Source organism: Enterobacter cloacae complex sp. IR5422, from assembly GCF_049238165.1.
Lineage (GTDB): Bacteria > Pseudomonadota > Gammaproteobacteria > Enterobacterales > Enterobacteriaceae > Enterobacter > Enterobacter roggenkampii.
Genome location: NZ_JBMKHT010000007.1, coordinates 114,307 through 133,149, shown reverse-complemented (window position 1 = coordinate 133,149; position 18,843 = coordinate 114,307). Strand labels below are relative to the sequence as shown.

At 56.4% G+C, this 18,843-nt stretch carries 19 protein-coding genes; 5 read left to right on the top strand and 14 right to left on the bottom strand.

The features are described from left to right. Nucleotides 1–48: 48 nt before the first annotated feature. A complete protein-coding gene (locus ACOTXT_RS05870) occupies nt 49–1,086 on the bottom strand; it encodes a permease (protein WP_333164443.1) in 1,038 nt (345 codons plus the stop codon). 39 nt (nt 1,087–1,125) lie between these two features. After that, nucleotides 1,126–1,770, bottom strand: coding sequence for an NAD(P)H-binding protein (locus tag ACOTXT_RS05865; protein WP_055321276.1), 645 nt, complete (start codon nt 1,768–1,770; stop codon nt 1,126–1,128). Nucleotides 1,771–1,898: 128 nt separating this feature from the next. Between ACOTXT_RS05865 and ACOTXT_RS05860 the strand changes: the two genes are divergently transcribed. Next, nucleotides 1,899–2,417, top strand: coding sequence for a type 1 glutamine amidotransferase domain-containing protein (locus tag ACOTXT_RS05860; protein WP_008501486.1), 519 nt, complete (start codon nt 1,899–1,901; stop codon nt 2,415–2,417). Here ACOTXT_RS05860 and ACOTXT_RS05855 read toward each other — a convergent pair. After that, complete coding sequence (locus ACOTXT_RS05855) at nt 2,397–2,831, bottom strand: YhbP family protein (protein WP_008501485.1); 435 nt, start codon at nt 2,829–2,831, stop codon at nt 2,397–2,399. The genes ACOTXT_RS05860 and ACOTXT_RS05855 overlap by 21 nt on opposite strands. Nucleotides 2,832–2,845: 14 nt before the next feature. On the opposite strand from ACOTXT_RS05855, the gene ACOTXT_RS05850 reads away from it, so the two are divergent. After that, nucleotides 2,846–3,175 carry a GIY-YIG nuclease family protein gene (locus ACOTXT_RS05850; RefSeq protein WP_008501484.1) on the top strand — a complete coding sequence of 110 codons (330 nt, stop codon included), beginning with the start codon at nt 2,846–2,848 and terminating at the stop codon, nt 3,173–3,175. Here the strand turns inward: ACOTXT_RS05850 and ACOTXT_RS05845 are convergent. Both ACOTXT_RS05845 and ubiT read right to left on the bottom strand, forming a co-directional pair. Further along, entirely contained in the window at nt 3,162–3,665 is a 504-nt protein-coding gene (locus ACOTXT_RS05845; protein WP_008501483.1) for a GNAT family N-acetyltransferase, read from the bottom strand. The two genes, ACOTXT_RS05850 and ACOTXT_RS05845, sit on opposite strands and share 14 nt — an antisense overlap. Further along, entirely contained in the window at nt 3,659–4,183 is a 525-nt protein-coding gene (gene ubiT / locus ACOTXT_RS05840) for a ubiquinone anaerobic biosynthesis accessory factor UbiT (protein ID WP_008501482.1), read from the bottom strand. The genes ACOTXT_RS05845 and ubiT overlap by 7 nt, the downstream gene beginning before the upstream one ends. 211 nt (nt 4,184–4,394) lie before the next feature. Here ubiT and ubiU point away from each other — a divergent pair, with 211 nt between their 5' ends. The 3 genes from ubiU (at nt 4,395) to ACOTXT_RS05825 (ending at nt 7,362) form a co-directional block, all read left to right on the top strand. Then, nucleotides 4,395–5,390, top strand: coding sequence for a ubiquinone anaerobic biosynthesis protein UbiU (ubiU, locus tag ACOTXT_RS05835; RefSeq protein WP_021242249.1), 996 nt, complete (start codon nt 4,395–4,397; stop codon nt 5,388–5,390). Nucleotides 5,391–5,397: 7 nt separating this feature from the next. Further along, nucleotides 5,398–6,276: a U32 family peptidase gene (locus ACOTXT_RS05830; protein ID WP_021242250.1), complete on the top strand. Its 879-nt coding sequence runs from the start codon at nt 5,398–5,400 to the stop codon at nt 6,274–6,276. 78 nt (nt 6,277–6,354) lie between these two features. After that, entirely contained in the window at nt 6,355–7,362 is a 1,008-nt protein-coding gene (locus ACOTXT_RS05825; RefSeq protein ID WP_021242251.1) for a luciferase-like monooxygenase, read from the top strand. A gap of 86 nt (nt 7,363–7,448) precedes the next feature. Here ACOTXT_RS05825 and mtr read toward each other — a convergent pair whose 3' ends face one another. From mtr to infB, 9 genes are all read right to left on the bottom strand, one after another. After that, nucleotides 7,449–8,693 (bottom strand): tryptophan permease, encoded by a 1,245-nt coding sequence (mtr, locus tag ACOTXT_RS05820; protein ID WP_008501478.1) that lies wholly within the window; start codon nt 8,691–8,693, stop codon nt 7,449–7,451. 142 nt (nt 8,694–8,835) lie between these two features. Further along, entirely contained in the window at nt 8,836–10,731 is a 1,896-nt protein-coding gene (locus tag ACOTXT_RS05815) for a DEAD/DEAH family ATP-dependent RNA helicase (protein ID WP_021242253.1), read from the bottom strand. Further along, nucleotides 10,724–10,804 (bottom strand): protein YrbN, encoded by an 81-nt coding sequence (gene yrbN, locus ACOTXT_RS05810; RefSeq protein ID WP_100122156.1) that lies wholly within the window; start codon nt 10,802–10,804, stop codon nt 10,724–10,726. The genes ACOTXT_RS05815 and yrbN overlap by 8 nt, the downstream gene beginning before the upstream one ends. Before the next feature lie 107 nt (nt 10,805–10,911). Further along, a complete protein-coding gene (gene nlpI, locus ACOTXT_RS05805) occupies nt 10,912–11,796 on the bottom strand; it encodes a lipoprotein NlpI (RefSeq protein ID WP_008501476.1) in 885 nt (294 codons plus the stop codon). A 108-nt stretch (nt 11,797–11,904) separates the two neighbouring features. Then, the gene (pnp, locus tag ACOTXT_RS05800; RefSeq protein ID WP_008501475.1) at nt 11,905–14,043 is read right to left on the bottom strand and encodes a polyribonucleotide nucleotidyltransferase; all 2,139 of its coding nucleotides are present in this window, start codon (nt 14,041–14,043) and stop codon (nt 11,905–11,907) included. 242 nt (nt 14,044–14,285) lie between these two features. Next, nucleotides 14,286–14,555 (bottom strand): 30S ribosomal protein S15, encoded by a 270-nt coding sequence (gene rpsO, locus ACOTXT_RS05795; protein ID WP_003861789.1) that lies wholly within the window; start codon nt 14,553–14,555, stop codon nt 14,286–14,288. Between the two features lie 154 nt (nt 14,556–14,709). Next, nucleotides 14,710–15,660, bottom strand: a complete 951-nt coding sequence (gene truB, locus ACOTXT_RS05790) for a tRNA pseudouridine(55) synthase TruB (protein WP_055321274.1) — start codon at nt 15,658–15,660, stop codon at nt 14,710–14,712. Then, entirely contained in the window at nt 15,660–16,064 is a 405-nt protein-coding gene (gene rbfA / locus ACOTXT_RS05785; protein ID WP_003024988.1) for a 30S ribosome-binding factor RbfA, read from the bottom strand. Before rbfA ends, truB begins: the two co-directional genes overlap by 1 nt. Before the next feature lie 89 nt (nt 16,065–16,153). Then, nucleotides 16,154–18,841: a translation initiation factor IF-2 gene (gene infB, locus ACOTXT_RS05780; RefSeq protein ID WP_008501472.1), complete on the bottom strand. Its 2,688-nt coding sequence runs from the start codon at nt 18,839–18,841 to the stop codon at nt 16,154–16,156. Between the last annotated feature and the right edge of the window lie 2 nt (nt 18,842–18,843).

The following is an 18,843-nucleotide window of genomic DNA, read 5'->3' as shown; positions in this document are numbered from 1 at the left end:
AGGGGATTTTTTTGTAGGCCCGGTAAGCGTAGCGCCACCGGGCGTTTTTCACAGAAGCGCAATACTTCCCACCATCACCCCGCTCAACGCCACCAGCCCCGCGGTGAGCCGCAGCGCTTTCGCCGGGAATGACTTACGCAGCATAATCAGCGACGGCAGGCTGATGGCCGGTAACGTGATGAGCAATGCCAGTGCCGGTGCGGTGCCCATGCCGGCCAGCATCATGGTCTGAACAATAGGAATTTCTGCGGCGGTAGGGATCACAAACAGGCAGCCTGCAACGGCCATCGCAATGACCCACAACAGCGTGTTGTCGATAGCGCCATCCGCATGCGGGAAGAGCCAGACGCGCGCCGCCCCGAGAACCAGCACCGCCAGGATATAGACCGGGATGGTGCTCCAGAAAAGCTGCCATAGCGCCCTGCCCCAGCGCGCAAAGAACCCGCCCTGCGGCTCGCTGACGTCCAGCTCAACAGACGCGGACTCTGGCGCCTTATCCTTCACAAGATTCTGCACCAGCGTCGCCACCACCAGCACCGTTAGCAGCCCGGCAACCAGACGGATAGCGGCAAAATGCCAGCCGAGCACAAAGCCCATAAACACCAGCGTCGCCGGGTTGAGCAGCGGGTTGCCCATCCAGAACGCCAGCGCGCCGCCCATCGACACGCGCTGGCGGCGCATCCCTGCCGCCACGGGCGCAGCACAACAGGAGCACATCATGCCCGGCAGGGAGAAGATCGTTCCCAGCAGCGTACCCTGAAAGCGCGGCTGTCCGAGGGTTTTCACCAGCCAGTTGCGCGGGATCAGCACCTGAATCAGTGAGCCCAGGATCACGCCCAGGACGGCAGCCTTCCAGACGGCAAGGAAGTAGACCATGGCATAGTCCCACGCCGCCTGAAGCGGGCTGGCATCCGCCTGAGCGAGAATAGATTTACCGATGCTGTGCGTTTCGGCGGCGGTGAAGGCTTTGCCGTAGTACGGCTGCCATTTCACGTACCAAAGGCCAACGATGACCACGAGAAAGAAGAGTGCGGGCTTCCACCATTGAACAGGTGTTGCCGCCTGAGATGAAGACTGACCAGTCATAGCATTCCCCGGAGAGTATGAGTAATTAGCCGGGGGAGTTTACGCCTCGCCCTGCGCGATTTCACGCAGTTTTGCCGAAGGGATAATGTTTACGCCCGCTTTCGACGAAGCCAGTCCCTCTTTTAACATCGCACGCGCGACGTCCCGCGCCTCGATAGATTTCCAGTTGCCGGGCAGGATCCGAAACAGCGGGGCAAATATCGACTCGTTAAAGCGGCGCTCGTCCCGGTGGCCGATCAGCATTGAGGGGCGCACAATCGTCAGCTGCTCCCATTTCTGCGCAATCAGCGCATCCTCCATCTTGCCCTTCACCTTGTTGTAGAAGAAAGGCGATCCGGCACTGGCGCCCAGCGCGCTGACCACCAGAAAATGTCTGGCTCCCAGCTTTTTCGCCGTAAGCGCGGTGTCCACCACCAGCGTATAGTCGGCGTGGATAAATGCCTCTTTGCTCCCCGCCTCCCGCCGCGTGGTGCCCAGACAGCAAAAGGCGATATCAATCGGGTCCTGGACCTGCGCCAGCGCATCCGTCAGCTGGGGATCGTGCGGATTAAAGACGCCGGAGATGTCCGCCAGCGGTCGACGCGTCGGGGCGGCGATGTAGTTCACGCGGCGATCCTGGATCAGCAGCCGCAGCAGATGATCGCCCACTAGCCCGGTAGCCCCGGTAATCAGTACCTGACTCATCGTATCCCCTTTACAGAATTGTCCGTTTGCGAACTCAGCGTCGTCGACCACACTTAGAAGTCTGTTACAGGTAAGTATTTACCACAAGCGGAGAAAAATCAGTCTGAAGCCAAAACAACGGAGGAAGCATGGGCAAGAAAATCGCAGTCTTGATTACCGACGAGTTTGAAGATTCAGAATTCACCTCTCCTGCAGAGGCGTTCCGCAAGGCGGGGCATGAGGTCATCACCATCGAGAAAGAGGCGGGCAAAACGGTGAAAGGCCATAAGGGCGAGGCCAGCGTGACCATCGACGAGACTATCGATAACGTGAGCCCCTCAGATTTTGACGCCCTGCTTTTACCCGGCGGCCATTCACCGGATTCCCTGCGCGGAGACGAGCGCTTCGTGACCTTCACCCGGGACTTTGTCTCTACCGGCAAACCGGTCTTTGCCATCTGTCACGGGCCGCAGCTGCTCATCAGCGCGGAGGTTGTACGCGGGCGTAAGCTCACGGCGGTGAAACCGATCGTTATCGATCTGAAAAATGCGGGCGCCGAGTTTTACGATCAGGAGGTGGTCAACGACAAAGACCAGCTGATCACCAGCCGGACCCCGGACGATCTCCCGGCGTTTAACCGCGAAGCGCTACGCCTGCTCGGCGCGTAACCAGTGCAGCTTCTTGCCAAAGCCCAGGGTGTTGTCGGTAAATTTCAGCTCATCGAGGCGGATTTCCCACACCGGGGCTTTTAGCGCAGCGGCGACCGGAAAGCGGCGCGTGTAGTGCTTACGACGCGCGTCGCTCTCTTCTCCGTCCAGTCGACGGATTTCCCCCTTAAACTGTACCCCACGGATCAGCGCGACTGTCTTCGGCTGGCCATTTACCGTGCCCGCGACTTTTGCCTGCTGGCCAGTCATCTGCGCATGACGCGTTTTGTCTTCGCTCATGACGTAAAATGCGACGCGCTCCGGATCGTAATAGTAAAACGCGTTTGCGCACCACATCTCACCCTCGCTGTAGACGCACCAGGTGACGACGTGCTGCTTCGCCAGCCAGCGGTTAATGGCGGCCAGTGTTTCCATTTTCGTTCTCTCTCATGCTATGGTGCGTTCACCTTAACATACTGAATCTGTTTACCGTGTGCTGGTTTCTCTATCTTGTCCGAACCGCTGATAACGCACTCTACACCGGGATCACCACCGATGTGGCGCGGCGTTTTTTACAACATCAAACGGGGAAAGGGGCAAAAGCGCTGCGGGGGAAAGGAGAATTACAGCTCGCCTTTTCGGCGCCCGTCGGTGACCGATCGCTGGCGCTCAGGCTGGAATACCGCATCAAACAGCTGACGAAGCGCCAGAAAGAGCGCCTCGTGACCGGAGACGGCTCCTTTGAGGCACTACGCGAGAGCCTGATTAAAAGCGATTGAAATGGTCGTGGTATTCGACCAGACCATTGACGCCGTTGAGCGCGTCGTCCGCCAGACGGTGCACCTGGAAAGCGGATTCCGTACCCGGCCAGCGGCAGCGCAGATCGTAATGCGCGGCCTGCTCGAAGCCCAAACGGCCATAGAATGCCGGATCGCCCAGCGTTACAACGGCCGCATAACCGAACTCATTGAGCGAATCCAGCCCTTCATAGACCAGCTGGCGCGCCAGCCCCTGCCCGCGATAGTTTTCATCCACCGCCAGCGGTGCCATACCGACCCACTGCAGCTCTTCGCCCTGAACGATGACCGGACTGAAGGCAACATAGCCCACCACCTGACCTTCATCATCGGTGGCAACCAGCCCCAGCGTGATCAGGCCGTCTTCACGGAGATCGTGGACCAGTTGGGCTTCCGCATCGCTCTCAAAAGCGCGGCGTAATAACGCATCGATACCCGGTGCATCAATCCCAATTTCGACTCGAATCAGCATGGCTCACCTACTGAAGTGTGTTTACTGTCCGGCGGGGTTTTCAGCCCGGCCTCAACGAAATCTGCCATTTGCATTAACATCACGCGCAGCGCTTTCGGCATCTGCTCCAGCTCAATGGCATCCATTAAATTCTTAACGTACAGGCCCAGCTCCGTGTCGCCTTCAATCACCAGACGGCGCTGGAAGAAGAGCGTATCCGGATCCTGCTTGCGCGCGGCAATCATCAGCAGATCGCTGGCGTTGGCGCTAAAGCTCACGTCCGCCTCGGCGGTTTCGCGGACGATCAGCTGGTCATTCTCAACGGAGGTAAACCAGCGCAGCCCGATGTCACGTACCTCAATGCTCAACCAGCGGCCTTCCAGGAATTCCAGCTCGCCATCCTGCAGCGCCTGGCGGAACTGCCAGCTCAGGACCTGCTCCAGCACCTGACGTTTAAGCGCGAACGGCGCCAGCTTTACCGGCACGCTCAGCATTGATGGGCCAAATTGTACGAGACGTGAACGCAGTTTATCCAGCACGAGCTTTACTCCCTGATATCTATAGTCCTGCTATTTTGCCATATCCGACGCATAACATAGCGGCGTAAATCAACAAACCGTCGTCCGGACAACCTCATTATTGGTGCCATCAATACGCCATTAGCTGCCTTAAATCAAAAATTGTCGCGTATGGGTTAATTAAAATCCCAGCTCGTTAACATTTTTGCGATCGACAACATCAGGATAAATTATGGAGCTGCTCTGCCCTGCCGGAAACCTTCCGGCGCTTAAGGCGGCCATCGAAAATGGGGCCGATGCGGTCTATATCGGGCTGAAAGATGACACCAATGCCCGCCATTTTGCTGGCCTCAACTTTACGGAGAAAAAGCTTCAGGAAGCCGTTAACTTCGTTCACCAGCACCGCCGCAAGCTGCATATCGCCATCAATACCTTTGCTCATCCTGACGGCTACGCCCGCTGGCAGCGCGCGGTGGATATGGCGGCACAGCTGGGTGCCGATGCGCTGATTCTGGCCGACCTCGCCATGCTTGAGTATGCGGCAGAACGCTATCCCCATATTGAGCGCCACGTCTCTGTTCAGGCATCTGCCACCAACGAAGAGGCCGTGCGTTTTTATCACCGAAACTTTGACGTGGCCCGCGTGGTGCTGCCGCGCGTACTCTCTATTCATCAGGTTAAGCAACTCGCGCGCGTCACGCCAGTGCCGCTGGAAGTTTTTGCCTTTGGTAGCCTGTGCATTATGGCCGAAGGCCGTTGCTATCTTTCCTCCTATTTGACCGGCGAGTCACCGAATACCGTCGGGGCCTGCTCCCCTGCCCGCTTCGTTCGCTGGCAGCAAACGCCGCAGGGGCTGGAATCTCGCCTGAATGAGGTGCTGATCGACCGCTATCAGGACGGTGAAAACGCCGGTTATCCTACCCTGTGTAAAGGCCGCTATCTGGTCGACGGCGAGCGTTACCACGCGCTGGAAGAGCCCACCAGCCTTAACACGCTGGAGCTGCTGCCGGAACTGCTGGCGGCCAATATCGCCTCGGTGAAAATTGAAGGTCGCCAGCGCAGCCCGGCGTACGTGAGCCAGGTGGCGAAAGTGTGGCGTCAGGCTATCGACCGCTGCATGGCGGACCCGCAGAACTACGCGCCGCAGCAGGCCTGGATGGAAACGCTCGGATCGATGTCCGAAGGCACGCAAACCACGCTGGGCGCGTATCACCGTAAATGGCAGTGAGAAAATCATGAAATATTCATTAGGGCCGGTGCTTTACTACTGGCCAAAAGAGACGCTGGAAGATTTTTACCAACAGGCCGCCACCAGCAGCGCCGATGTGATTTACCTCGGCGAAGCGGTGTGCAGCAAACGTCGGGCGACGAAAGTGGGCGACTGGCTGGAGATGGCGAAAAGCCTGGCGGGAAGCGGCAAACAGGTGGTGCTTTCCACGCTCGCGCTGGTGCAGGCCTCTTCTGAACTGGGCGAGTTGAAACGCTACGTTGAGAACGGCGAATTCCTGCTGGAAGCGAGCGATCTCGGCGTGGTGAACATGTGTGCCGAGCGCAAGCTGCCGTTTGTCGCGGGTCATGCCCTGAACTGCTACAACGCGGTGACCCTGCGCCTGCTGCTCAAACAGGGGATGACGCGCTGGTGCATGCCGGTGGAACTCTCCCGCGACTGGCTGGCAAACCTGCTCACGCAGTGTGAAGAGCTGGGCATTCGCAACAAGTTTGAAGTGGAGGTGCTGAGCTACGGGCATCTGCCGCTGGCCTATTCCGCCCGCTGCTTTACCGCACGCTCGGAAGACCGTCCGAAAGACGAGTGCGAAACCTGCTGTATTAAGTATCCGAACGGGCGCAGCATGCTGTCCCAGGAGAATCAGCAGGTGTTTGTTCTCAACGGTATTCAGACCATGAGCGGCTATGTCTATAACCTCGGCAACGAGCTGGCGTCGATGGACGGGCTGGTCGATATGGTGCGCCTGTCGCCGCTGGATACCGGCGTGTTCGCGATGCTGGACGCCTTCCGCGCTAACGAAAACGGCGCTGCTCCGCTGCCGCTGACGGCAAACAGCGACTGTAACGGCTACTGGAAGCGTCTGGCCGGGCTGGAACTGCAGGCCTAAAAAAGGCTCACTTTGTTAACAACGGTTATCATTTTTTAATGCAGTATTAAAGATTCACCGTCGACAAAGTGAGCTGTTATGACTGACAAAACCCTTCCGTTTTCGGTGCTGGATCTGGCGCCGATCCCACAAGGCTCCTCGGCAAGAGAAGCCTTTTCGCACTCTCTGGATCTGGCTCAGCTGGCCGAAAAGCGTGGCTATCACCGCTACTGGCTGGCCGAACATCACAACATGGTGGGCATTGCCAGCGCCGCTACCTCGGTACTGATTGGTTATTTGGCGGCAAACACCACCACGCTGCACCTGGGCTCCGGCGGCGTGATGCTGCCGAACCACGCCCCGCTGGTGATCGCCGAGCAGTTCGGCACGCTGAACACCCTCTATCCGGGCCGTATTGATTTAGGGATTGGCCGTGCGCCGGGTAGCGATCAGCCGACCATGCGCGCCCTGCGCCGCCATATGAGCGGCGATATCGACAACTTCCCGCGCGACGTGGCCGAACTGGTGGACTGGTTCGACGCGCGTGACCCGAACCCGCACGTGCGCCCGGTACCGGGTTACGGCGAGAAGATCCCGGTATGGCTGCTGGGCTCAAGCCTCTACAGCGCGCAGCTTGCCGCCCAGCTGGGGCTGCCGTTTGCGTTTGCCTCCCATTTCGCACCGGATATGCTGCATCAGGCGCTGCATCTCTACCGCACGCACTTCAAACCGTCCGAGCGTCTGGAGAAACCGTACGCGATGGTCTGTATCAACATTATTGCCGCCGACAGCAATCGCGACGCGGAATTCCTCTTCACCTCCATGCAGCAGGCGTTTGTGAAGCTGCGTCGCGGTGAGACGGGCCAGCTTCCGCCGCCGGTGGAGAATATGCATCAGCTGTGGTCTGCTTCAGAGCAGTATGGCGTACAGCAGGCACTGAGCATGTCGCTGGTAGGCGATAAAGCGAAAGTGCGTCACGGGCTGGAGGCGGTGCTGCGCGAAACGCAGGCGGATGAAATTATGGTTAACGGCCAGATTTTCGATCACCAGGCACGTTTGCATTCGTTTGATTTGGCCATGCAGGTGAAAGAGGAGCTGGTGGGGTAGCCTTTTTGCCAGGTGGCGCTTCGCTTACCTGGCCTACGGGGACGCGTAGGCCGGATAAGGCGTAGCCGCCATCCGGCACAAAATGTTTACTGGTACACCGGCAACAGATTAAAACTCGACAGCACATGTACCAGGGCATTGCCCGCGCCAAACACCAGGATCAGCGCAATCATCGGCTTGCCGCCCCAGACGCGGAATTTCGGGCTGCCGAAGCGTTTACGTGATTTGCGGGCCAACAGCGCCGGCACAATTGCCGCCCAGATGGTCGCCGCCAGACCGGCATAGCCAATGGCGTACAGAAAGCCGTTCGGCCACAGCAGGCCGCCCACAATCGGCGGCAGGAAGGTCAGCAGCGCGGTTTTGAAGCGGCCCATCGCAGAGTCATCAAAGCCAAACAGATCCGCCAGGTAGTCAAACAGGCCCAGCGTCACGCCGAGGAAAGAGCTCGCCACCGCGAAGTTAGAGAAGATCACCAGCAGCAAATCCAGGCTGCGGCTGTTCAGCACGCCGCTCAGGGCCTGCACCAGCACATCAATGTTACCGCCCTTCTGCGCAATACCGATAAACTCCGGGCGCGGGATATTGCCCATCGTCCCGAGCAGCCAGATGACGTACAGCGCCAGCGCCAGCAGCGTGCCGTAGACCAGACACTTCACAATCGTGCGCGGATCTTTGCCGTAGTACTTCATCAGGCTCGGCACGTTACCGTGGTAGCCAAACGACGCCAGGCAGAACGGCAGGGTCATCAGCAGGTACGGCGTATAGGAGGTATTTACTTCGGCAACGTTAAACAGCGTGGCAGGCGTCACGTGCCCCAGCAGGCTGCCGAAGGTCAGGAAGAAGGTGATGACCTTCGCGCCCAGCACGATCGCCGTCATCCGGCTCACCGCTTTGGTACTCATCCAGACGATAAACGCCACGCCCAGCGCAAAGCACAGCCCGGCCAGACGCGCCGGTACGTTCAGCGACATCTCCGAGAAGGTGTGATGCAGAATCGAACCGCTTGCCGAGATATACGCGTAGGTCAGGATATAGAGCACAAACGCGATGGACAGCCCGTTCACCAGGTTCCAGCCTTTGCCCAGCAGGTCTTTGGTGATGGTGTCGAAGCTCGCGCCAATGCGGTAGTTCAGGTTGGCTTCGAGGATCATTAGTCCGGAATGGAGCATACAGAACCAGGTAAAGACCAGCGCGGCCAGCGACCAGAAGAACCACGCACCGGACATGACCACGGGCAGGGAGAACATCCCGGCACCTATAATGGTTCCGCCGATGATCACCACGCCGCCAAGCAGCGAAGGTGACGTTTGGGTGGTGGTTAGTGTCGCCATACAGCCTTTTCTCCAGTCAATCATGCGGTTCTGCATTTTAATGTGACGCACTGTACCAGTACAAGAGTACAAAGGGAATAAAAAAAGCCCCGATAGCATGTATCGGGGCTGTATATTTTACTTTACGTCAGAAGCGTAAGGCTTACGCGTCACCGAAACGACGACGGCTGGTGCCTTCTTCACGACGCGGGCCACGGCTTTCACGGCGCTCGCCGGAGAAACGACGACCTTCACCACCGCGACCTTCGCTGCGACCGCCTTCACGACGCTCGCCGCCGAAACCGCGACCACCGCCACGACGTTCGCCGCCACGGTCAGGGCGTGGCTGTGCATCGCCCAGCAGCTGCATGTTCATCGGCTTGTTCAGGATGCGGGTACGCGTAAAGTGCTGCAGTACTTCACCCGGCATGCCTTTCGGCAGCTCGATGGTAGAGTGGGAGGCGAACAGCTTGATGTTACCAATGTAACGGCTGCTGATGTCGCCTTCGTTAGCGATAGCGCCAACGATGTGACGAACTTCAACGCCATCATCACGGCCCACTTCAATGCGGTACAGTTCCATATCGCCTGCGTCGCGACGTTCGCGACGAGGACGGTCTTCACCACCACGCTCTGGACGGTCACCACGTGGGCCACGATCGTTACGATCGCCACGACGTTCGAAGCGGTCGTCACGGTCACGGAATTCACGCTTAGGACGCATCGGTGCATCTGGTGGCACGATCAGGCTACGTTCGCCCTGAGCCATTTTCAGCAGTGCTGCAGCCAGGGTTTCCATGTCCAGCTCTTCGCCTTCAGCAACAGGCTGAATCTGCGACAGCAGCGCACGGTACTGATCCAGATCGCTGCTTTCCAGCTGCTGCTGTACTTTGGCGGCGAATTTTTCCAGACGGCGTTTGCCCAGCAGCTCTGCGTTTGGCAGGTCCGCTTCTGGAATGGTCAGCTTCATGGTGCGTTCGATGTTACGCAGCAGACGACGCTCGCGGTTCTCAACGAACAGCAGCGCACGGCCAGCACGACCCGCACGACCGGTACGGCCGATACGGTGAACGTAAGACTCGGAATCCATCGGGATGTCGTAGTTAACAACCAGGCTGATACGCTCAACGTCCAGACCACGTGCTGCCACGTCGGTTGCAATCAGGATATCCAGACGACCGTCTTTCAGACGCTCCAGAGTCTGCTCACGCAGGGCCTGGTTCATGTCGCCGTTCAGCGCTGCGCTGTTGTAGCCGCTACGCTCCAGGGCTTCAGCCACTTCCAGGGTCGCATTTTTGGTACGAACGAAGATAATCGCCGCATCAAAATCTTCCGCTTCCAGGAAACGTACCAGCGCTTCGTTTTTACGCATGCCGTATACAGACCAGTAGCTCTGGCTGATATCCGGGCGAGTGGTTACGCTGGACTGAATACGCACTTCCTGAGGTTCTTTCATGAAGCGTTTGGTGATACGACGAATCGCTTCCGGCATGGTGGCAGAGAACAGCGCGGTCTGATGACCGTCCGGGATCTGCGCCATGATGGTTTCAACGTCTTCGATGAAGCCCATACGCAGCATTTCATCTGCTTCATCCAGTACCAGACCGCTCAGTTTAGAGAGGTCCAGGGTACCGCGCTTCAGGTGATCCAGCAGACGGCCCGGCGTACCGACAACAATCTGTGGGCCCTGGCGCAGGGCGCGTAACTGCACGTCATAACGCTGGCCGCCGTACAGGGCAACCACGTTTACGCCGCGCATATGTTTAGAGAATTCCGTCATGGCTTCTGCAACCTGAACAGCCAGTTCACGGGTTGGAGCCAGAACGAGGATCTGCGGTGCACGCAGGTCCGGATCAATGTTGTTCAGCAGCGGCAGCGAGAACGCTGCAGTTTTACCGCTACCAGTCTGGGCCATGCCCAGCACGTCACGACCAGAAAGCAGGTGTGGGATACACTCAGCCTGGATCGGAGATGGTTTTTCGTAACCCAGATCGTTAAGGGCTTCAAGGATAGGAGCCTTCAGGCCCAGATCTGCAAAAGTGGTTTCGAATTCAGCCATGTAGTACGAGTGCCTCAATGTCAATGGCGGCCAGTCTACTTAGCTCATCGTGAAAATGATTAGCAATTTTCATTGAAAAGTGTGAACCGGCTCAAAGTAGGTGTATTGACGAACAACAACGCCCTCACCAGTTAAGGTGATGGCAATCAAAAGATTACGGGCTGATGTTTATGTCGTCAGCTATTGCTGGTCCGATTCTGCCAGGTCGTCTTGCTCCTGGCCCAAGAGCGATAATTCCAACAATGCATAACGGTGCTCAACGAAGTTGTGTACGTTGTTAGCAACCGCTAATTTGAACAGTGCCGTAGCGCTGTCCTTATCCCCCAGACTTAGGTAGTACTTACCTAAATAGAAGTTGGTTTCACTGAGATGCTCAGCGAGCGAGGTGTTATCCGTTGCGTCCGCCTTGAGGCGTTCCATCAGCGTTGCTTCGCTAATGTTGCCCAGGTAGAACTCGACAATGTTCCATCCCCACTGTTCCTTGTCCGATTTATCGAAGCGCTGTTTCAGTGCTTCTTTTGCCTGCTTCTCATCGAGCTTCCGCTCAACGATGTAAAGCCACAGGCTACGGAAAGGATCATTAGGATCGTCTTGATAAAACGCCAGCAGATCATCTTGCGCTAACTTGTCACGACCGCCGTAATACAATGCGATACCGCGATTCAAGTGCGCGTAGTTGTAAGTTGGATCAAGCTCAAGTACAGAATCAAACGCTTCATAGGCAGCATCAAAATTGCCTGCCTGCGTTAAATAAATGCCTAAGTAATTGAATACTTCAGGCATATCAGGTCGGATAGCCAGCGCTTGTGAAAAATCATTTCGCGCCAATGCCCTCAGACCGAGACTATCATACAACACTCCGCGCTCATATAAAAGCTGTGCGCGTTCGTCATCGGTTAAAGCCCGACTGGCAAGTATTTGTTCCATGCGTGCCAGGATCACTTCCTGCTGCAAAGTCGGTTGCAATGGCACTGCGAGGACTTCGCTCTTACGCCAGGCAGAGTTGCTGCATCCTGCCAGCGTTAAAGCTGTCGCAACGAAACACCAGCGCAAAAAAGGCTTCATTTCCCACTCCCGAAGACAACTATTGGATGAACGTCCTGTCCCCCGGCGGCTTAACAAGGCGTCCTGCCTGATAATAGGCCCTCCGCAAAGCGGAGGGCAAATGGCAACTTACTCGCCTTGCTGTTCTGCTGCCTGTGCTTCTGGCGCAGCAGCTGGCTGAGACTGCTCGGTTGCTTCTTTAATGCTCAGACGGATACGGCCCTGGCGATCGACTTCCAGAACTTTAACCGGCACTTCCTGACCCATCTGCAGGTAATCGGTCACTTTCTCAACGCGCTTGTCAGCGATCTGAGAGATGTGAACCAGACCTTCTTTACCGCCGCCGATGGCAACGAACGCACCAAAGTCAACGATACGGGTCACTTTACCTGCATACACGCGGCCCACTTCGATTTCTGCAGTGATTTCTTCGATGCGACGGATCGCGAATTTCGCTTTCTCGCCGTCGGTTGCTGCGATCTTCACGGTACCGTCATCTTCGATTTCGATGGTGGTGCCGGTCTCTTCGGTCAGCGCACGGATTACGGAACCGCCCTTACCGATAACATCTTTGATCTTGTCTGGATTGATCTTGATGGTGTGAATACGCGGTGCGAATTCAGAGATATCACCGCGTGGCGCGTTGATAGCCTGTTCCATCACGCCCAGGATGTGCAGACGTGCACCCTTAGCCTGGTTCAGCGCAACCTGCATGATCTCTTTGGTGATACCTTCAATTTTGATATCCATCTGCAGCGCAGAGATACCGTCGCGGGAACCCGCTACTTTGAAGTCCATATCGCCCAGGTGGTCTTCGTCGCCCAGAATGTCAGACAGAACAACATAGTTGTCGCCTTCTTTCACCAGGCCCATTGCGATACCCGCAACGGCGGCTTTGATTGGCACGCCTGCATCCATCAGCGCCAGAGAGGCACCACACACGGAAGCCATGGAAGAGGAACCGTTGGATTCGGTGATTTCAGACACTACACGTACGGTGTACGGGAATTTGTCTGCTTCTGGCATCACTGCCAGCACGCCGCGCTTCGCCAGACGACCGTGACCAATTTCACGACGCTTCGGTGAGCCAACCATGCCGGTTTCACCTACGGAGTACGGAGGGAAGTTGTAGTGGAACAGGAAGCTGTCAGTGCGCTCGCCCATCAGTTCGTCGATGATCTGCGCGTCACGGGCTGTACCCAGGGTCGCGGTAACCAGCGCCTGCGTTTCACCACGGGTGAACAGCGCAGAACCGTGAGTACGTGGCAGCACGCCAGTACGCACATCCAAACCACGGATCATGTCTTTTTCACGGCCATCGATACGCGGCTCGCCAGCCAGCACGCGGCTACGAACAACGTTTTTCTCAATGGCGTGCAGGATTTCGCCAATTTCGTTAGCGTCCAGCGTTTCGTCTTCGGCAACCAGGGTCGCGGTTACTTCAGATTTGATCACATCAACCTGAGCGTAACGCTCCTGTTTGTCGGTGATGCGGTACGCATCGCTCAGACGAGATTCTGCCAGAGCTGCAACGCGTGCGTTCAGCGCGTCGTTGGCCGCTTCTGGCTGCCAGTCCCAACGTGGTTTACCGGCTTCTTTCACCAGGTCGTTGATGTTCTGGATAACAACCTGCTGCTGGTCATGGCCGAAGACCACAGCGCCCAGCATCTGGTCTTCGCTCAGCAGTTCAGCTTCGGATTCAACCATCAGCACAGCGGCTTCGGTACCCGCAACCACCAGGTCCAGCTTACTTTCTTTCAGCTCTTCCTGAGTTGGGTTCAGCACGTACTGGTCGTTGATGTAACCGACGCGCGCGGCACCGATTGGGCCATTGAATGGAATACCAGACAGTGACAGGGCAGCGGACGCACCGATCATCGCCACGATGTCCGGGTTAACCTGTGGGTTAACGGAAACAACGGTCGCGATAACCTGTACTTCGTTAACGAAGCCTTCCGGGAACAGCGGACGAACCGGGCGGTCAATCAGACGCGCGATCAGGGTTTCGCCTTCGCTTGGACGGCCTTCACGACGGAAGAAGCCACCCGGGATTTTACCGGCAGCGTAGGTACGCTCCTGGTAGTTAACGGTCAGCGGGAAGAAGTCCTGACCTGGTTTAGCTTTTTTCTGGCCCACAACGGTAACGAATACCGCAGTGTCATCCATGCTTACCATAACGGCAGCAGTCGCCTGACGTGCCATCATGCCGGTTTCCAGCGTGACGGTATGTTGACCATACTGGAATTTACGAACGATCGGATTCAGCAAAGTTCTGTCCTTTCTTAAATGTTTGACAGCACACCACCGGTGTGCTGTCGATTTGACCCGACCTTCTTCGCATCCTCGCGACTAATGACAACCAACACCCCCCTGGGTGAAGCCTCTCATTAGCCGCGCGAACCTCTGCAATGAAGATCATTTATAGCAACAATACAATAGTTTCCAGTGAATTGCTGCCGTCTGCTTGAAAAAAGGGGCCATCAGGCCCCCTTTTCTGAAACTCGCAAGACTTAGCGACGCAGACCCAGACGCTCGATCAGCGCGGTGTAGCGTGCAACATCTTTACGTTTCAGGTAGTCGAGCAGTTTACGACGCTGAGAAACCATACGCAGCAGACCACGACGGCTGTGGTGATCTTTTTTGTGCTCTGCAAAGTGACCCTGCAGGTGGTTAATCTGTGCAGTCAGCAGTGCAACCTGAACTTCGGTAGAACCGCTGTCGTTAGTACCACGACCAAACTCAGAAACGATTTTAGCTTTAGCTTCAACGCTTAGAGACATTTTCAAACTCCAAAGTATAAAGAATGTAAGGATGCCGATCTCTAATTCAGCAATCCCATGTACGCCCCGCAGATTGTTAAACAATTTACCAGGCGTTAAGCGGCGATATTCTACTCGTCTCCCCTGCTTATCGCAAGGTGAGCCGTTATCACCGTCACGCGTCGACCGGATATTCGACGACCAGACGACGCGGCGCAACGCGCCCTTCGCCATCCATTTCGCCCATGCCGATGAATTTCCCTTCGTCACCTTCGGTCACGCGTACCAGGCCTTCCAGCGGCGCTTCCGCCGTACGAACCGGGTTGCCGTTCTTAAAGTAAACGGACGATGTTAAAGGAAGATTAACAACCGGGAAGTCCGCAGCCGGACTGTCCATCGGCATCAGCAACGGATCCAGCAAATCTGCCGGCGCGATCCCCTGCGCTTCAGCCTGATCAACCAGCTCGCGCAAATGTTCCAGGGTCACCATCCGCTCCACCGGGTACTTGCTCACCGCCAGACGACGCAGGTAAATCACATGCGCGCCGCAGCCCAGCTTTTCACCGAGGTCATCAATGATGGTGCGAATATAAGTCCCTTTCGAGCAGTGCACTTCCAGCTCCAGCTCATCGCCTTCGTGGCGAATAAAGAGCAGCTCATACACGGTAATCGGACGGGCTTCACGCGGGACGTCAATGCCCTGGCGCGCGTATTCGTAGAGTTTTTTGCCCTGATACTTCAGCGCCGAATACATCGACGGCACCTGCATCGTCTCCCCACGGAAGCTCTCCAGCGCCGCATCAAGCTGCTCCGCGCTGAAGGTCACCGGACGCTCTTCCACGACCTGGCCATCCGCGTCGGAGGTATCCGTGCGCTGGCCCAGCTTAGCGATAACGCGGTAACGCTTATCGGAGTCGAGCAGGTACTGGGAAAATTTTGTCGCCTCTCCCAGACAGACCGGCAGCATGCCGGTTGCCAGCGGATCGAGCGCGCCGGTGTGGCCCGCACGGTTGGCGTTATAAATACGCTTAACTTTCTGCAGCACGTCGTTGCTGGAAGCGCCCTGGGGTTTATCCAGCAGCAGCACACCATGCACGTCGCGACCACGACGACGAGGACGACTCATCAGTCCTCCTTGCTGTCGTCCGCCGGGTTAACACGACGCTCATCGTCATGTTTCACCACGCTGGTCACCAGGTTAGACATACGCATACCCTCGACCAGCGAGTTGTCGTAGAAGAAGGTCAGTTCAGGCACGATACGCAGGCGCATCGCTTTGCCGAGCAGAGAGCGGATGAAACCAGAGGCTTCCTGCAGCGCTTTAATGCCGTTTTTCACTGCGGCTTCGTCCTGATCGTTCAGGAAGGTGACGAACACTTTTGCATAGGCCAGGTCGCGGGACATTTCCACACCGGAAACGGTGGTCATCATGCCGACGCGCGGGTCTTTGATTTCACGTTGCAGAATGAGTGCGATCTCTTTCTGCATTTCCTGCGCTACGCGCTGAGGGCGACCAAATTCTTTCGCCATAATAAATTCTCCAGACAAAAAAGGGGCTAAAGCCCCTTTTTGAAATTATTGCCGGGTGGCGCGAGGCGATCCCGGCTTACAATCGGAAATTAAGCGATGGTACGCTGAATTTCGATGATCTCGAACACTTCGATCATATCGCCAACGCGAACGTCGTTGTAGTTCTTCACGCCGATACCACATTCCATGCCGTTACGGACTTCGTTAACGTCATCTTTGAAGCGGCGCAGGGATTCCAGCTCGCCTTCGTAGATAACCACGTTGTCACGCAGTACGCGGATTGGGTTGTGACGCTTGATGTTACCTTCGGTAACCATACAGCCCGCGATCGCACCGAATTTCGGTGATTTGAACACGTCACGTACTTCAGCCAGACCGATGATCTGCTGTTTCAGCTCAGGAGACAGCATACCGCTCATCGCTGCTTTCACTTCGTCGATCAGGTTATAGATGACGGAGTAGTAACGCAGATCCAGGCTTTCGGATTCAATGACTTTACGCGCAGAGGCATCCGCACGAACGTTGAAGCCAACCAGGATAGCGTTGGAGGCAGCAGCCAGGGTCGCGTCGGTTTCGGTGATACCACCTACGCCAGAACCGATGATCTTCACTTTCACTTCGTCGGTAGACAGTTTCAGCAAGGAGTCGGAGATCGCTTCCACAGAACCCTGAACGTCGGCTTTCAGAACGATGTTCACTTCGTGAACTTCGCCATCGGTCATGTTGGCAAACATGTTCTCGAGTTTAGATTTCTGCTGACGAGCCAGTTTAACTTCACGGAATTTGCCCTGACGATACAGTGCCACTTCACGCGCTTTCTTCTCGTCACGCACAACGGTCACTTCGTCACCAGCAGCCGGAACACCGGACAGACCCAGGATTTCCACTGGAATGGACGGACCTGCTTCCAGCACTTCCTGACCCAGTTCGTTACGCATCGCACGAACGCGACCGTATTCGAAACCGCACAGAACGATATCGCCTTTATGCAGCGTACCTTCACGAACCAGAACGGTAGCAACAGGGCCACGTCCTTTATCCAGGAAGGATTCGATAACCGCACCGCTCGCCATACCGTTACGGATAGCTTTCAGCTCCAGAACTTCGGCCTGCAGCAGGATCGCGTCCAGCAGTTCGTCGATACCGGTACCCGCTTTCGCAGACACGTGTACGAACTGGCTTTCGCCGCCCCACTCTTCCGGCAGGATACCGTACTGGGAAAGTTCGTTTTTAACACGATCGGGATCCGCTTCTGGCTTATCGATCTTGTTCACTGCAACCACAACCGGCACACCCGCTGCTTTCGCGTGCTGGATAGCTTCGATGGTCTGCGGCATGACGCCGTCGTCTGCAGCAACAACCAGAACAACGATATCCGTCGCCTGAGCACCACGAGCACGCATGGAGGTAAACGCGGCGTGGCCTGGGGTATCCAGGAAGGTGATCATACCGTTGTCAGTTTCTACGTGGTATGCACCGATGTGCTGAGTAATACCACCCGCTTCGCCAGAGGCAACCTTGGTAGAGCGAATGTAGTCAAGCAGCGAGGTTTTACCGTGGTCAACGTGACCCATGATGGTCACTACCGGTGCGCGCGGTTCTGCCGCAGCACCTGTGTCACGGTCGCTCATTACTGCTTCTTCCAGCTCGTTTTCACGACGCAGGATGACTTTGTGGCCCATCTCTTCCGCAACCAGCTGCGCAGTTTCCTGATCGATCACCTGGTTGATGGTTGCCATCGCGCCCAGCTTCATCATTGCTTTGATGACCTGAGAGCCTTTAACCGCCATCTTGTTCGCCAGTTCGCCAACGGTAATGGTTTCGCCGATCACAACGTCACGGTTAACGGCCTGAGCAGGCTTCTGGAAGCCCTGCTGCAGAGCGGAACCTTTACGCTTGCCGCCTTTACCACCGCGAACAGCCGCACGTGCTTCTTCACGGTCAGCTTTGGATTCCGCGTGCTTGTTACCTTTTTTCGCCGGACGCGCTGCTTTTGCATTACGACCACGGCCACGGCCGCCTTCTACTTCACGGTCATTATCATCTTCAGCCTGACGTGCGTGCTGAGAAGTGGTCACGTGATAGTCGCTGGTGTCTTCAGACTGCTCAGCGGTATCAACACCGTTCTTTTCATTTTCTTCTGCCATGCGACGCGCTTCTTCGGCGACGCGGCGAGCTTCTTCTTCCAGCTTACGGCGGGCTTCTTCTTCCGCTTTACGCTTCAGCTCGGCAGCTTCATTTTCACGGCGGGCTTTTTCAGCCTGGGCGGTTTTGGTCATTTCGTCTGTCTGTTGATTGCTCACTTTGTCTTTTTCCGCAGCGTCACGCTTCACTTTATCACTTGCGTCGCGTTTCGCTTTTTCTGCGGCCTCACGTTCAGCTTTTAATTCTGCTTCACGTTTAGCGGCTGCTTCCGCCTCACGCTGAGCTTGTTCTTCCGCTTCACGCTGTGCCTGCTCTTCCGCGGCAAGGCGTTCTGCCTCTTGCGGATCACGTTTTACAAAGGTGCGCGTCTTGCGGACTTCAATTTGTACCGATTTGCTTTTGCCACCGGTACCAGGGATGTTTAACGTGCTACGCGTTTTGCGCTGCAGCGTTAACTTGTCAGGCGTAGAGCCGTGTTCACGGTTCAGGTGCGTTAACAAGGTTTGTTTTTCTTGCGCGGTCACCGAGTCATCAGCGGACTTCGGGATCCCTGCATCAGCAAATTGCTGTACCAGGCGGTCCACGGAGGTCTGAATCTCAGCAGCCAGCGATTTTACAGTTACATCAGTCATGC